The sequence below is a fragment of the Halomonas sp. DP1Y21-3 genome, assembly GCF_019801245.1.
GTDB classification, from domain to species: Bacteria; Pseudomonadota; Gammaproteobacteria; order Pseudomonadales; family Halomonadaceae; genus Halomonas; species Halomonas litopenaei.
This window is the reverse complement of sequence record NZ_JAHVJM010000002.1, coordinates 640427-655021: the sequence shown is the minus strand read 5'-3', so window position 1 is coordinate 655021 and position 14595 is coordinate 640427. Positions and strand designations below refer to the sequence as shown.

Below are 14595 nucleotides of genomic sequence, written 5' to 3'. Positions count from 1 at the left end.
CAGGTCGCGCGGCGTCCGGCAGCCGTCAGGACACATGACGACAACATGAAAAGCCCCTCGCCAGCGTCGCTGGCGAGGGGCCTGGGTGGTGTTATCGACGCGCCGATGGCGCGTCAATGCGGGGCGTTATTCAAGCGCGAGCGGCGTAGGCGTACAGCAGCGTTTCCTGGGCGGAGATCGGTGCGGCCTCGCCCGGATCCTGCTTGATGTAGGTGCCGTCGGCCTGCAGCAGCCAGCTCTGGCAGTTGTCGACCAGGTAGGTCTCGAGGTCCTTGCGCACCCGGGCGGCGAGCTTCTTGTCGAGCAGCGGGAAGCAGGTCTCGACCCGATGGAACATGTTGCGCGCCATGAAGTCCGCGCTGGAGCCCCATATCTCGGGCTTGCCGTCGTTGTGGAAGTGGAACACCCGGGTGTGTTCGAGGAAGCGACCGATCACCGAGCGCACCCGGATATTCTCGGAGATACCGGGCAGGCCGGGGCGCAGGCAGCACATGCCGCGGATGATCAGGTCGCACTCGACGCCGGCCTGGGAGGCGCGGTAGAGCGCCTGGATCAGCTTGGGTTCGGTCAGCGAGTTGCACTTGACGATGATATGGGCGCGCTTGCCCTTGCGCGCGTAGCTTGCCTCCCGCTCGATCATTTCCACGACCCGTTCGTGCAGGGTGAAGGGGGCGTGCAGCAGCTTCTCGATCTGGCGGGTGCGGCCCATGCCGGACAGTTGCTGGAACACCTTGTGCACGTCGGCGCACAGCACAGGGTCCGCGGTGAGCAGGCTGTAGTCGGTGTAGAGCTTGGCCGTCTTGGAGTGATAGTTGCCGGTGCCGAGATGAGCGTAGTGGCGCAGCGCGCCCTTCTCGCGACGCACGATGTGCATCATCTTGGCGTGGGTCTTGTAGGCCATCACCCCGTAGATGACGATGGCGCCGGCCTCCTGCAGGCGCGAGGCCAGCGCCAGGTTGTCGGCTTCGTCGAAGCGGGCGCGCAGTTCGATGACCACGGTCACTTCCTTGCCTTGGCCGGCGGCTTCGACCAGGGCGTTGACGATGGGTGAGTCGGCACCGGTGCGATACAGCGTCTGCTTGATCGCCAGCACGTCGGGGTCGCGGGCGGCCTCGCGCAGCAGGTCCTCCACCGGGGTGAACGACTGGAAGGGGTGGTGCAGCAGGATGTCGCCTTCCTGCATCGACTGCATGATGGAGTTGGGTTGCTTGACCTGCTTGGGCACGCCGGGGGTAAAGGAGCGGTACATCAGATCGGGTCGGTCGGCGTCACCCAGTACCGACATCATGCGGGTCAGGTTGACCGGGCCATTGACCCGATAGAGGTCACTGGGTTCGAGCTGGAACTGCTTGATCAGGAAGTCGGAAAGCTCCTCGGGGCAGTTGTCGGCCACCTCCAGGCGCACGCCGCTGCCGTAACGCCGGGCCAGCAACTCGCCGCGCAGGGCCGAGGCCAGGTCCGAGACTTCTTCGGGATCCACCGTCATGTCGGCGTTGCGGGTCAGACGGAACTGGTAGCAGCCCTTGACCTTCATCCCCGGGAACACCTCGTCGGCGTGGGCGTGGATCATCGACGACAGGAACAGATACTCGGTGAAGCCTTCCTCGCACAGCTCTTCCGGCAGCGCGATGACCCGGGGCAGCGAACGTGGCGCCGGCAGGATGGCGAGGCCGCCCTCGCGGCCGAAGGCGTCCTTGCCCTCGAGCTCGACGATGAAGTTGAGGCTCTTGTTGACCAGCCGCGGGAAGGGGTGCGAGGGGTCCAGCCCGATGGGACTGACCACCGGGATGATCTCGGTGGAGAAGTAATCATGGACCCACTTGCGCTGCTGCTTGGTCCAGTCCCCACGCCGACGGAAGCGGATGTTGTGAGCTTCCATGGCAGGGATCAGCTGCTCGTTGAGGATGCGGTACTGACGCTCCACGTGTTCGTGGGCGATCTTCGAGATCTCGTCGAGCACCGAACGTGGGCTGCGGCCGTCGGCACCGGTGGCGTCGTCGCCCACGGCCAGCTGGCTCTTCAGTCCGGCCACCCGGATCTCGAAGAACTCGTCCATGTTGGAGGAAAAGATCAACAGGAACATCAGGCGGTTGAGCAGCGGGTGCGCCTGGTCCAGCGCCTGTTCCAGCACCCGGATGTTGAACTGCAGATGCGACAGCTCACGATTGAAGTAGAGGCTCGGGTCAGTGAGGTCGGCCTCCGGGTCCGGCATTGCCTTGGGCTTGATGCCGGTGCGCGTCTGGTTAAGGCGCGGCACCGGGGTATCGGCCTGGGGCGCGTCGCTCATCGAGACGTCGGACTTGCCCAGGGTCGCATGTTCAATCGTGGCGTTGTCGCTCTGCGCGTCTTCCATGGTGGTTCCTCATCGGGGCTCGGGAAGGGCGCCGCTCCCTCCCCTGATCAGCGGGCCAATAGCCTGGCCGCGCGTTTGGCAAAGTAGGTCAGCACGCCGTCGGCGCCGGCACGCTTGAAGCACATCAGCGACTCGAGGATGACAGTGTCAGCGTCCAGCCAGCCGTTGTCGAAGGCGGCCATGTGCATGGCGTATTCACCGCTCACCTGGTAGGCGTAGGTGGGCACCCGCAGCTCGTCCTTGACCCGGCGGACCACGTCCAGGTACGGCATGCCGGGCTTGACCATCACCATGTCGGCACCTTCGGTGATGTCCATGGCGACCTCGTGGAGGGCCTCGTCGCTGTTGGCCGGGTCCATCTGGTAGGTCGACTTGTCGGCCTTGCCCAGGTTGGCCGCCGAGCCCACCGCATCGCGGAAGGGGCCGTAGTAGCGCGAGGCGTACTTGGCGCTGTAGGCCATGATACGGGTGTTGGGCAGGCCTTCACGCTCGAGCAGTTCACGGATGGCACCGATACGCCCGTCCATCATGTCGGAAGGGGCGACCACGTCGGCCCCGGCCTCGGCATGGGACAGCGCCTGCTTGATCAGGGTCTCGACGGTGCGGTCATTGGCCACATAGCCGTCTTCATCGAGGATGCCGTCCTGACCGTGGCTGGTGTAGGGGTCCAGGGCGACATCGGTGATCACGCCGAGCTCGGGCAGGGCGGCCTTGAGCTCGCGCACGCTGCGCTGGACCAGGCCGCTGGCGCTGTAGGCTTCTTCCGCCAGCTCGCTCTTCTTGTCGGCGTCGACCACCGGAAACAGCGCAATGGCGGGAATGCCCAGCTCGACGGCCTCGCGGGCCTCTTCGATCAACAGGTCCAGCGACAGGCGCTCGACCCCGGGCATGGAGGGTACAGCCTCGCGGCGGCCTTCGCCCTCGAGCACGAAGACTGGCCAGATCAGATCGTCGGCACTCAGCTGGTTCTCGCGCATCAGGCGGCGGGAGAAGTCGTCCTTGCGCATGCGGCGAGGACGGCTGGCGGGGTAAAGACGAGGGGTAATGGCACTCAAGACGGCACTCCACGGAAGCAAGGATTCGGCGCCACGCGCTAGTCTGGTGGCACTTCATGACAAAAGCATGACATTGATTGAGTATATTCCTCCTCTCCCGTTCGCCGAAAGTCGCGTCTTGTCGCACCCGTGGCGACTCTCTAGAGTAGTGGCAGTCTTGGCCGCGTCCGGCCCCGTTCGCGACGCGCTATAAAGGAGAATGACATGAGTAAACAGGTAGCGATCGTCTTGTCGGGCTGCGGCGTACAGGATGGTTCCGAGATCTACGAGACCACCCTGACCCTGCTGCGCCTGGACCAGCTGGGCATCGCCTATCGCTGTTTTGCCCCGGATATCGCTCACCAGGAGGTGATCGACCACCACAGCGGGGAGGCCGTCGAGGCGTCGCGCAATGTGCTGGTCGAGTCCGCCCGCCTGGCGCGGGGCGAGATTTCGCCGCTGGACGAACTGTCGGCATCGGACTTCGATGCCCTGATCCTGCCCGGTGGCTTCGGGGCGGCCAAGAATCTTTCGAACTACGCCACGGCCAAGTCCGAGATGGAGGTCCACGAGGACCTGGCTGAGCTGTTGATCGAGTTTCACGATGCGCGCAAGCCGATCGGTCTGATGTGCATCGCGCCGGTGCTGGTGCCCAAGGTGCTGGGGCCAGGCATCGCCGTCACCATCGGTACCGACCCCGAGGTGTGTGGCTGCATCAGCGCTATGGGCGGCCTGCATCGCAGCTGTGCGGTGGACGATATCGTGGTGGACTTCGAGCATCGCCTGGTGACCACCCCCGCCTATATGCTGGCTACCCGCATCAGCGAGGCGGCGCTGGGCATCAACAAGCTGGTGGATCGTATCGACGAGATGATGGACGTCAACACCTGAGACGGCAGACGATGGCGGATCATTGTCGCCAAGCGCCTTGAACACCACCGGTGCGAGAGCGGTAAAAAAGCAAAGCCCGAGGCCAATGCCTCGGGCTTTGTGCATTCTGCTGACGGGGGCTCTGCCGGTGTGGCGATCACGCCTCGTCCGGCGCTCCCTCGTCATCGCTGCTCCGCCTCTTGACCAGCCGGCCGAACAGCAGCCCGACCTCGTAGAGCAGGTACATGGGTACCGCCAGCAGGCTCTGGCTGACCACGTCCGGCGGGGTCATCAGCATGCCGATGACGAAACAGCCGAGGATGACGTAGGGGCGCTTGGCGCTCAGGCTCTTGACGCTGGCGGCGCCGGTGAGGATGAGCAGGAAGGTGGCAATCGGGATCTCGAAGGCGATACCGAAGGCGAAGAACAGCTTCAGCACGAAGTTGAGATACTGGTTGATATCGGTCATCACCTGCACGTTCTCCGGCCCGGTCTGGGTGAAGAAGGCGAACAGCAGGGGAAAGACCACGTAGTAGGCGAAGGCCGCGCCGAGATAGAACAGCAGCACGCTCGAGGCCAGAAGCGGCAGCGCCAGGGCCTTTTCCTTGTCGTACAGCCCTGGTGCCACGAAGGCCCAGGCCTGGTGCAGGACGAAGGGAATGGCCACGAACACCGCCACTACCAGGGTCAGCTTGAACGGCGCCAGGAAGGGCGACGCCACCTCGGTGGCGATCATCTGGGAGCCTTCCGGCAGCAGCTCCATCAGGGGGTCTGCGACAAACTGGTAGATGTCGTTGGAAAAGGCGTAGAGCGCCAGGAAGATCACCAGGATGGCAATCACGGCGCGCATCAGCCGCGAGCGCAGCTCCACCAGGTGTTCGATCAGTGGGGCGTGGCCCTGGCTTGACGGCGGAGTGTCACCGGTATCGCTCATCGGGTGGCGGAGTCCTTGTGCTCGGAAGAGGCGGTGTCATCGCTGGGCGCTGATGCGGGGGAGAGCGTGGAAGCCGAAGCGCTGGACGACGAGGCGCGTGCGGCACTGTCGACGGCGTCGTCCAGCCGCTGGCCGGCCGAGGCAGACTGGGCGCCGGTGGAATCCGCCTGCCCGCCGTTGCCCGTGTTCGGGGTGTCGGCGATGGATTCCACGCTGCGCTTGGCTTGTTCGGCGCTGCGCTTGGCCTGGTTGACGCTGTCGTCCAGCTTGCGTTCCTGCTCCTTGAGCTTCTGGCGCAGTTCCTCGGCCTCGAGCTGGGCGCTGATCTCGCGCTGCATGCCGGCCACCGAACGCTTGATGCGTCCGATCCACAGGCCGGCGGTACGCGCGGCCTTGGGCAGGCGCTCGGGACCCAGCACCAGCAGTCCCACCACCCCGATGATCAGCAGTTCCAGAAAGCCGATATCGAACATGTGGCGTTACTTGCGCTCGTCGGAGGATTCGGGCTTGCGCTCCGCCTCGACGTCGTAGGTGTTGTTGGGCGTATCGGTCTCGTCATGACGGACCTGGGCCTGGGGCTTGGCCTCCTCCGACTTGTCCTCATCTTCGTTGACGGCCTTCTTGAAGCCCTTGACCGCGCCACCCAGGTCGCTGCCAACGTTGCGCAGCTTCTTGGTGCCGAAGATCAGGATGATGATGCCGAGTACGATCAGCAGTTGCCAGATACTGATACCACCTAACATAAGAACTTCCTCAATATGCGGCGCCAGGCGCCGTGAATCGTTGGTTCCCGCCGAGGCTCAGGAGCGGCGCGAGGCCTTCTCCTCGTGCCCCGATACGCCGAAGCGTCGGGCGAGTTCATCCAGCACCTGCCGATGGTCGAGTCCCAGGTGCGAGAGCATCACCAGACTATGAAACCACAGGTCTGCCGTTTCGGCGATCAACGCCTCGCGACTGGCTGGATCCGCGTCAACATCCTTGGCGGCAAGCACGGTCTCCACCGCCTCTTCGCCCACCTTCTCGAGTATCTTGTTCAGCCCCTTGTGATGCAAGGAGGCAACGTAGGAAGTGTCAGGATCGGCGTGCCGACGTTCGCTGAGGGCGGCGTCGAGCTGGTTCAGAATATCGCTCATCGGTGAAGATTCCATTAAAAGATCAGTTCCAGATCACCAGCAGTGTGCCGATGCCCGCAGCGACCAGAACCGGCCAGGGCTGATCGGTCAACCAGCCGGACAGCGGTTGCCAGGCCAGCGCCACCGCGGCCAGGGCGAGCCCCAGTCGGGTCCGGCGTATGCGCCTGGCCTGGCGGGTCAGCTGGCCGAGAATGTGGGTCATGACCTCGCCCTGCTGGGTGATCTGGCGCGATCGCTTCTCGGTTTGGGACAGCGCCTGGTGGGCCAGCACCGGCAATTCCGGTAGCTGTCGGGTCAGCTCCGGCGCCTGCCGCTTGAACGACTCCCACAGGCCCTGGGCGCCGGCGCGCTCCTTCATCCAGCGCTCCAGGTAGGGCTTGGCGGTGGCCCACAGGTCCAGGTCCGGGTAGAGCTGACGGCCCAGCCCCTCGATATTGAGCAGGGTCTTCTGCAGCAACACCAGCTGGGGCTGGACCTCCATATTGAAACGCCTCGCGGTCTGGAACAGGCCCAGCAGCACCTGGCCGAACGAGATGTCCTTGAGCGGTTTCTCGAGGATCGGCTCGCACACCGTGCGTACCGCCGCCGCGAACTCGTTGGCGCGGGTATCTTCGGCCACCCAGCCGGACTCGATGTGCAGCGCCGCGACCTCGTAGTAGTCCTGGTGGAAGAAGGCCAGCAGGTTGCGCGCCAGGTAGTCCTGGTCTTCCCGGGTAAGGCTGCCGACGATGCCGCAGTCGATGGCGATGTACTGGGGGTCGGACGGCGCCTGGCGGGAGACGAAGATGTTGCCCGGGTGCATGTCGGCGTGGAAGAAGTTGTCGCGGAACACCTGGGTGAAGAAGATCTCCACGCCGCGCTCGGCCAGGCGCTTCAGGTCGGTGCCCTGGGCCTTGAGTGCCTCGATGTCGGCCACCGGCACGCCGTGGATGCGTTCCTGGACCATCACCTTGTGGCGGGTCAGCGGCCAGTGGATCGACGGCACATACAACAGTGGCGACTTGTCGAAGTTGCGCTTGAGCTGGGAGGTGTTGGCCGCTTCCTTGGTCAGGTCGAGCTCGTCGAACAGGGTGGTCTCGTAGTCGCGGACCACTTCCACCGGGTGCAGCCGGCGCGCTTCCGGCACCTTGTTCAGCGCTCGCGCCACCAGGTACATCAGCGCCATGTCCTGGCGCATGACCCGCTCGATGCCTGGGCGAATCACCTTGACCACCACGTCCTGGCCGTCGGGCAGCCTGGCGGTGTGGACCTGGGCGATCGAGGCCGAGGCCAGCGGCTCACGGGAAAATTCGGCGAACAGTACCTCGAGCGGCTCGCCCAAGGACTCCTCGATCAGTGCCTCGGCCTGCTCGCCGGGGAAGGGCGGTACCTGATCCTGCAGCCGCTTGAGTTCATTGGCGATATCGTCGGGGAACAGGTCGCGACGGGTCGACAGCATCTGGCCGAACTTGACGAAGATCGGCCCCAGTGACTCCAGCGCCAGACGCAGGCGTTCGCCGCGGGAGCGCTCGCCGACGGGAATCAGCTTGAGCGGCGACCAGGTGAATATCAGGCGCAGCCACCAGGGCAGCTTTTCCAGCGGCAGCAGGGTGTCGAGACGGTAGCGGGTGACGACCCAGATGATGCGCAGCGGGCGGAGGATCATGAGACGTCGTTCTCCCGGGCCAGGCGACGGGTCAGGCGCTTGAGACGTGCCTCGGTACGGTCGGTGGCCAGCTCCAGTTCGGTCAGCGCCTCGCGCATGGCCTCGAGCTGATGGCGGCCGGGCAGCCAGCGGGCTTCCTCGAAGACGTACTCGGAGACGTCGGCGCACAGCTCACGGTGGGTGCGCAGGCCCCAGCGGGACAGGCCGCGCAGGCCTTCGGCGAGCTGGTGAGCCGGCAGGTCGCCGAGATAGCGGGCAAGCTCAGCCTCCCAGTCCAGGTCGAGATCCAGCAGCAGGTCGCGGGTCGCCTCGAGCAGGTGGATCTTGCCGCGCACCGCCAGACGGCCCTCGAACATCAGCCGTTCCATGTCGGCGCCGCCGGCCAGCCGGCCCAGGGTGTCGCTGTCCAGCTCGACGATGGCGTCCCAGGCGCCTTCATCGACCTCGTCCACCAGCAGCAGGTCAACCCCCTGGGGGTGATAGCACAGCGCCAGCTGGACACGCGGGGACTCCAGGCACATCAGCACCCGCTGGCCCGCCAGCGAGCGCAGCCGAGAAGGCGAGGCAGGGTCGCGTGCGAGCAGGGCGTTGACGGTCTTCTCGATGCCGGCCAGCAGCAGGGTCGGGGTCAAGGCCATCATGTCCTCAAAGCTTGATGCCGCGATGCAGCGCGACGATGCCGCCGGTGAGATTGGTGTATTCGACGCGCTCGAGTCCGGCGGTTTCCATCATGCCCTTGAGCGTTTCCTGATCCGGGTGCATGCGGATCGACTCGGCCAGATAGCGATAGCTGTCGGCGTCGCCGGCCACCATTTCGCCCATCTTCGGCAGCAGACGGAAGGAGTACTCGTCGTAGGCGCGGGTCAACAGCGGATTGTCGGGCTTGGAGAATTCCAGCACCAGCAGGCGGCCGCCGGGCTTGAGGATGCGCGCCATGGAGGCCAGGGCGGCGTCCTTGTCGGTGACGTTGCGCAGACCGAAGGCGATGGTGATGCAGTCGAAGGTATTGTCGGGAAATGGCAGGCATTCGGCATTGGCCTGGACGTACTCGACGTTGCCACCGACACCACGGTCGATCAGCTTGTCGCGTCCCACCCCAAGCATGGAGGCGTTGATGTCGGCCAGCACCACCTTGCCGCGCGGTCCCACCATGCGCGAGAACTTCAGCGCCAGGTCGCCGGTACCGCCGGCGATGTCGAGTACGCTATGACCAGGCCGGACGCCGGAACGTTCGATGGTCAGGCGCTTCCACAGCCGATGGATACCGAAGGACATCAGGTCGTTCATCACGTCGTAGCGAGCCGCCACGCTGTGGAAGACATCGGCGACACGTGAGGCCTTTTCCTCGACCGGCACGTCCTGAAAACCGAAGTGGGTGGTGCGCTTATCCATGGGACTCCCGAGTCGTGAGCGATTGCGAGAAGAGCCGATGGGGGCTCTTTGGCAGCGGCCATTGTAGCCTTGCCGAGGTGGCTTGTCTTTGACCGTCACCCGGCTTGTCGCCACACCGGTGTCGATCGCTACAGCTGACGGATCTCGATACCCAGCGGCTCGCGACTGGCGCCGGCCTCGTCCAGACGCTTGAGATAGTCGGTCCAGTTGGCCTCGCGCTCGCGGATCAGCCAGTCCAGATAGTCCCAGCTGTAAAGGCCGCTGTCGTGGCCATCGTCGAAGTGCAGCTTGAGGGCGTAGCGGCCCGCCTGGGTGATGTCGGCAAGGCCCACGTCCTTCTTGCCCACCTGAAGGGTGGCGGTGTCGCCGCCGTGGCCACGGACCTCGGCGGAGGGAGAAAACACCCGCAGGTACTCCACCGACAGGCGGTGGCGGGAGCCGTCGGCGTAGCCGATCTCGAGCTCGCGGGCCTTTCTGTGGTAGTGCACCAGGGTCGGAGTGGGGGCGCTCATGGCGATCCTCTCTGTTTCAGCACGGTGGGCGTGCCCTGACTTCAGCATTTGCGGCATCGAAAGCACGACCGGGCCGCGGCGCAGTGCGCGGCGGCCCGGTCATCGAGGGTGCTTGGCCGGTGGTTACAGGATATACCGGCTCAGATCCTCGTCCATGGCCAGTTCGCCGAGCTGAGAATCGACGTAGGCACGGTCGATGATCAGCGGGTTGCCGAGATCCGAGCCCTTGAACGAGGCCTCCTCGAGCAGCCGCTCCATTACCGTGTGCAGGCGACGGGCGCCGATGTTCTCGGTGCCTTCATTGACGTTGAAGGCGATCTCGGCGATGCGCTCGATGCCGTCATCGGTGAAGCGCACTTCGAGGCCGTCGGTGGCCAGCAGCGCCTCGTACTGACGGGTCAGGGCGGCGGACGGCTCGGTCAGGATGCGCTTGAAGTCGTCCGGCGTCAGCGCCGACAGCTCGACACGGATCGGCAGACGGCCCTGCAGCTCGGGGATCAGATCCGAGGGACGCGACAGGTGGAAGGCGCCGGAGGCGATGAACAGGATGTGGTCGGTCTTCACCATGCCGTACTTGGTCGACACCGTGGAGCCTTCGATCAGCGGCAGCAGGTCGCGCTGGACGCCCTCGCGGGAGACCTCACCGCCGCTGGACTGACCGCTGCCCTTGGCGACCTTGTCGATCTCGTCGAGGAAGACGATGCCGTTCTGCTCCACCGCCTCCACCGCGCGGGACTTGATGTCGTCCTCGTTGACCAGCTTGCCGGCCTCTTCGTCGCGCAGGATGGTGAAGGCCTCCTTGACCGTGACCTTGCGGGTCTCGGTCTTGCCCTTGCCCATGCCGGAGAACAGGTTCTGTAGCTGGCTGGTCATCTCTTCCATGCCCGGCGGTGTCTGGAACTCGAGGTTGGGTGCCTGGGGCGACACCTGGATCTCGATCTCCTTGTCGTCGAGCTGGCCTTCACGCAGCTTCTTCCTGAACATCTGGCGCGTCGAGGAGTCCTCGCGCGGCTCGTTTTCCTGGCCACGGGGCGGCGGCAGCAGGGCGTCGAGGATGCGATCCTCGGCGGCGTCCTCGGCGCGGTGGCCGACCTCTTCCTTGGCCTGCTCGCGTACCAGCTTGATCGCTGCCTCGGTCAGGTCACGGATGATCGACTCGACGTCACGGCCGACGTAGCCCACCTCGGTGAACTTGGTCGCCTCGACCTTGATGAAGGGAGCCTTGGCCAGCTTGGCCAGGCGCCGGGCGATTTCGGTCTTGCCGACGCCGGTGGGGCCGATCATCAGAATGTTCTTGGGGGTGACCTCCTGGCGCAGCTCGCCGTCGAGCTGCATGCGGCGCCAGCGGTTACGCAGGGCGATGGCCACGGAGCGCTTGGCATCCTGCTGACCGACGATGTACTGATCCAACGCGTGGACGATTTCGCGGGGCGTCATCTGGGTCATGATCAAAGCTCTTCCAGGGTCACGTGATGGTTGGTGAACACGCAGATGTCACCGGCGATCTCCAGCGACTTCTCGGTGATCTCGCGGGGCGACAGTTCCGTGTTCTCGAGCAGCGCGCGGGCGGCGGACAGGGCGTAGTTGCCGCCGGAGCCGATGGCGATGATGCCACGCTCGGGTTCCACCACGTCACCGTTGCCGGTGATGATCAGCGAGGCCTTCTTGTCGGCCACCGCCAGCAGCGCCTCGAGGCGGCGCAGGGCGCGATCGGTGCGCCAGTCCTTGGCCAGCTCCACCGCGGCCTTGACCAGGTTGCCCTGGTACTTCTCCAGCTGGGCCTCGAAGCGTTCGAACAGGGTGAAGGCGTCGGCGGTGCCGCCGGCAAAACCGGCCAGCACCTGGCCGTGATAGAGGCGACGCACCTTGCTGGCGTTGCCCTTCATCACCGTGTTGCCCAGTGACACCTGGCCATCGCCGGCCAATGCCACCTGGTCGCCGCGGCGAACGGAAACGATCGTGGTCATGGAGAATTCTCCTTGGGGAAGCCGAGGCCTCCGGTGACTGTCGAGGGGCAGAGCCCTCTGCATAAGCGATAGGCTGGTAGGTGCGGGCGGGTCGCAAGGATTTCAAGCGCGGGCGACTCGGGAATACGGCTCGCTTCGACGAGAAGACTGAGCAGCAGAAGGAAGAGAGATACCGCCACGATGGGTGCTTGAGCGGTGGCCAGCACCCACCAGGCCCAGACGTGACGTTCTGGGCCTGGTGGGCGTAGCTTCAGAAGGAGGAGGTGTGCCGACGTCAGTTCTGCAGCTGGATCAGCAGCGGCTCGATGCCTTGAGTGCTCATTAGATCCTGGGCCCGCGACAGTTCATTGCGATCGCTGTAGGGGCCGACCTGCACGCGATGCCAGGTGGCGCCGCCGGTGGCTTCGACCTCGCTGATCTTGGCCAGCAGGCCGAAGTCCTTGAGTCGCCCGGCGAGCTGTCGGGCATCGTTGACCTCGCGGAAGGAGGCCGCCTGCAGCATGTAGCGACGCTCGGCGCTGCGCGGTGTCTCGGATGGCGTGGACGACGCTTCCTCTTCGCGGGAGTTGGCGGCGATCACCGCGGCGATGGGGTCGTCCGCGGAGATCTCGTCCTCGCTCGGCTGGGCCGCCTCGGGGCGCTTGGCGGTGGACGCCGGCATCTCCTCATCGGAGGCGATGACTTCGGACTCCGGCAGCAGGGTATAGAACTCGAACGTCGGCATCGGCGGCTCGCTTTCGCTGGCCTGTCCGCCTTGTGCACTGCCACTCGCATTGCTGCCCTGCTGCTCGCCGCTGGAGGGCTTGGGCAGTACCGCCGCCACCGGTGAACGGGGATCCTGCCAGGGGGCGGTACCGTTCTGGTGGTGGGCCAGCAGGAAGCCTGCGACCACGCCGACGGCGGCCCACAGCCAGCCGGGGATACCTCCGCGGGCCTGCTTGGGTGCTTGCCTGCGCTTCTGGCTGGTGGTTGCTCCGCGCTTGCGCGGGGGCGCCTTGCGAGTGGCCATGGCTTACATCTCCTCCGGTGCACCGACGCCCATCAGGTCGAGTCCATTACGCAGCACCTGACGCGCGGCCAGGCCCAGCGCCAGGCGCGCATTGCGCAGGGCGTCGTCGTCGACCATGACTTTGCAGGCGTTGTAGCAGCTATGGAAGTCGGCTGCCAGATCCTGCAAATATTGGGCGATCTGCTGCGGCTCGCGGGCCTTGGCGGCGTGCTCGACCACCTCGGGATAGCGCGCCAGGCGATTGAGCAGGGCCTTTTCCTGGTCTGCCTCGAGCAGGCCCAGGTTGGCCATGGCGGTGGCGTGGTCGAAGGCCAGGCCTTCGCTCTCGGCCTTGCGCAGCACGCTGCACACCCGGGCGTGGGCGTACTGGACGTAGTACACCGGGTTGTCATTGGACTGCGAGCGCGCCAGATCGATGTCGAAGGTCAGCTGGGAGTCGGCGCGACGGGCGGCGAGGAAGAAACGGGTGGCGTCGCGGCCGACCTCGTCGATCAGGTCGCGCAGGGTGACGTAGCTGCCGGCCCGCTTGGACAGCTTGACCTCGACCCCGGAACGGGTGACCAGCACCATCTGGTGCAGCACATAGTCCGGCCAGCCCTGGGGGATACCGACATCCAGCGCCTGGAGACCGGCGCGTACCCGGGTCACGGTGGAGTGGTGGTCGGCACCCTGCTCGTTGATCACGCTGGTGAAGCCGCGCTGCCACTTGTCCAGGTGGTAGGCCACGTCGGGCAGGAAGTAGGTGTAGCCGCCTTCGCTCTTGCGCATCACCCGATCCTTGTCGTCGCCGAAGTCGGTGGTGCGCAGCCACAGGGCGCCGTCCTGCTCGTAGGTGTGGCCGTTGTCGGTCAGGCGACGGGCGGTCTCCTCGACCTTGCCCTGCTGGTACAGCGAGGACTCGAGGAAGTAGACATCGAAGCCGACGCCGAAGGCGCGCAGGTCCAGGTCCTGTTCGCGACGCAGGTAGGCCACGGCGAACTCGCGGATGGCGTCGAGATCCTCCGGGTCACCCTTGGCGGTGACGTGGCGGTCGTCGGCGTGGATGGTCTCGCCGGCCAGGTAGGCCTTGGCTACGTCCTCGATGTAGCCGCCGCGGTAGCCGTCCTCCGGCCAGCCGTCGCTGTCCGGGCCCAGCCCCTTGGCGCGGGCCTGCACCGACAGCGCCAGATTGGTGATCTGGGCGCCGGCGTCGTTGTAGTAGAACTCGCGGGTGACGTCGTAGCCGGTGGCCTCGAGCAGGCGACACAGGCAGTCGCCCACCGCGGCGCCTCGGCCGTGGCCGACATGAAGGGGGCCGGTGGGGTTGGCGGAAACGAACTCCACCTGCACCTTTTCGCCAGCGCCGGCCAGGCTGCGGCCGAAGGCGTCGCCGGCGTCCAGCACCTGGCGCACCACCTGGGCCGCGGCGTCGGTGGCGGCGAAGAAGTTGATAAAGCCGGGGCCGGCGATCTCGACCTTGGACACGGCGGCGCTTTCGGGCAGGGCCGCTACCAGTTTTTCCGCCACCTGGCGCGGTGCGGCCTTGGCCGGCTTGGCCAGCATCAGGGCGAGGTTGGTGGCGTAGTCGCCGTGGGCCTTGTCCTTGGTCGGGTCGACCTTGTAGGCCGGGGAAAGCTCCTGGGGAACGACTTCCTGCTGCTTGAGCTCGGCAAGAGCGGCATCCAGCAGCGCAACGATGGTGTCTTTCATGAGGCGTCTATGTCCTGTGGCACGGTGGCCGAGCGTGGCGAATCCTGGCGGGAGCAC

The 14595-nt window shown here is 65.6% G+C and carries 15 protein-coding genes; 1 reads left to right on the top strand and 14 read right to left on the bottom strand.

All coding sequences use genetic code 11. The features are described 5' to 3' along the window. Nucleotides 1-130: 130 nt before the first annotated feature. Both ppk1 and hemB read right to left on the bottom strand, forming a co-directional pair. Nucleotides 131-2353, bottom strand: coding sequence for a polyphosphate kinase 1 (ppk1, locus tag KUV74_RS08035; protein WP_222516059.1), 2223 nt, complete (start codon nt 2351-2353; stop codon nt 131-133). A 47-nt stretch (nt 2354-2400) separates the two neighbouring features. Beyond that, nucleotides 2401-3408, bottom strand: a complete 1008-nt coding sequence (hemB, locus tag KUV74_RS08030) for a porphobilinogen synthase (RefSeq protein ID WP_108132299.1) — start codon at nt 3406-3408, stop codon at nt 2401-2403. A gap of 204 nt (nt 3409-3612) precedes the next feature. Between hemB and elbB the strand changes: the two genes are divergently transcribed. Then, a complete protein-coding gene (gene elbB / locus KUV74_RS08025) occupies nt 3613-4278 on the top strand; it encodes an isoprenoid biosynthesis glyoxalase ElbB (protein WP_222516058.1) in 666 nt (221 codons plus the stop codon). A gap of 136 nt (nt 4279-4414) precedes the next feature. Here the strand turns inward: elbB and tatC are convergent, their stop codons facing one another. From tatC to argS, 12 genes are all read right to left on the bottom strand, one after another. Next, entirely contained in the window at nt 4415-5191 is a 777-nt protein-coding gene (tatC, locus tag KUV74_RS08020; protein WP_222516057.1) for a twin-arginine translocase subunit TatC, read from the bottom strand. Then, a complete protein-coding gene (gene tatB / locus KUV74_RS08015; protein ID WP_222516056.1) occupies nt 5188-5664 on the bottom strand; it encodes a Sec-independent protein translocase protein TatB in 477 nt (158 codons plus the stop codon). Before tatB ends, tatC begins: the two co-directional genes overlap by 4 nt. A 6-nt stretch (nt 5665-5670) precedes the next feature. Then, nucleotides 5671-5934 (bottom strand): Sec-independent protein translocase subunit TatA, encoded by a 264-nt coding sequence (gene tatA, locus KUV74_RS08010; RefSeq protein ID WP_045991157.1) that lies wholly within the window; start codon nt 5932-5934, stop codon nt 5671-5673. 57 nt (nt 5935-5991) lie between these two features. Further along, nucleotides 5992-6324 (bottom strand): phosphoribosyl-ATP diphosphatase, encoded by a 333-nt coding sequence (locus tag KUV74_RS08005; protein WP_045991156.1) that lies wholly within the window; start codon nt 6322-6324, stop codon nt 5992-5994. Nucleotides 6325-6346: 22 nt separating this feature from the next. Further along, nucleotides 6347-7969, bottom strand: coding sequence for a ubiquinone biosynthesis regulatory protein kinase UbiB (gene ubiB, locus KUV74_RS08000; protein ID WP_045991155.1), 1623 nt, complete (start codon nt 7967-7969; stop codon nt 6347-6349). Next, nucleotides 7966-8607, bottom strand: a complete 642-nt coding sequence (locus KUV74_RS07995) for an SCP2 domain-containing protein (protein WP_045991278.1) — start codon at nt 8605-8607, stop codon at nt 7966-7968. The genes ubiB and KUV74_RS07995 overlap by 4 nt, the downstream gene beginning before the upstream one ends. A gap of 7 nt (nt 8608-8614) precedes the next feature. Beyond that, nucleotides 8615-9361, bottom strand: a complete 747-nt coding sequence (gene ubiE / locus KUV74_RS07990; RefSeq protein ID WP_222516055.1) for a bifunctional demethylmenaquinone methyltransferase/2-methoxy-6-polyprenyl-1,4-benzoquinol methylase UbiE — start codon at nt 9359-9361, stop codon at nt 8615-8617. 128 nt (nt 9362-9489) lie between these two features. Next, nucleotides 9490-9873: a gamma-butyrobetaine hydroxylase-like domain-containing protein gene (locus tag KUV74_RS07985; protein ID WP_045991153.1), complete on the bottom strand. Its 384-nt coding sequence runs from the start codon at nt 9871-9873 to the stop codon at nt 9490-9492. Between the two features lie 123 nt (nt 9874-9996). Then, nucleotides 9997-11319 (bottom strand): ATP-dependent protease ATPase subunit HslU, encoded by a 1323-nt coding sequence (hslU, locus tag KUV74_RS07980; protein WP_222516054.1) that lies wholly within the window; start codon nt 11317-11319, stop codon nt 9997-9999. Between the two features lie 2 nt (nt 11320-11321). Beyond that, nucleotides 11322-11840, bottom strand: a complete 519-nt coding sequence (gene hslV, locus KUV74_RS07975; protein WP_045991151.1) for an ATP-dependent protease subunit HslV — start codon at nt 11838-11840, stop codon at nt 11322-11324. A gap of 274 nt (nt 11841-12114) precedes the next feature. Then, nucleotides 12115-12849: an SPOR domain-containing protein gene (locus KUV74_RS07970; protein WP_108132302.1), complete on the bottom strand. Its 735-nt coding sequence runs from the start codon at nt 12847-12849 to the stop codon at nt 12115-12117. A gap of 3 nt (nt 12850-12852) precedes the next feature. Further along, nucleotides 12853-14538 carry an arginine--tRNA ligase gene (gene argS, locus KUV74_RS07965; RefSeq protein WP_045991149.1) on the bottom strand — a complete coding sequence of 562 codons (1686 nt, stop codon included), beginning with the start codon at nt 14536-14538 and terminating at the stop codon, nt 12853-12855. Nucleotides 14539-14595 lie beyond the last annotated feature (57 nt).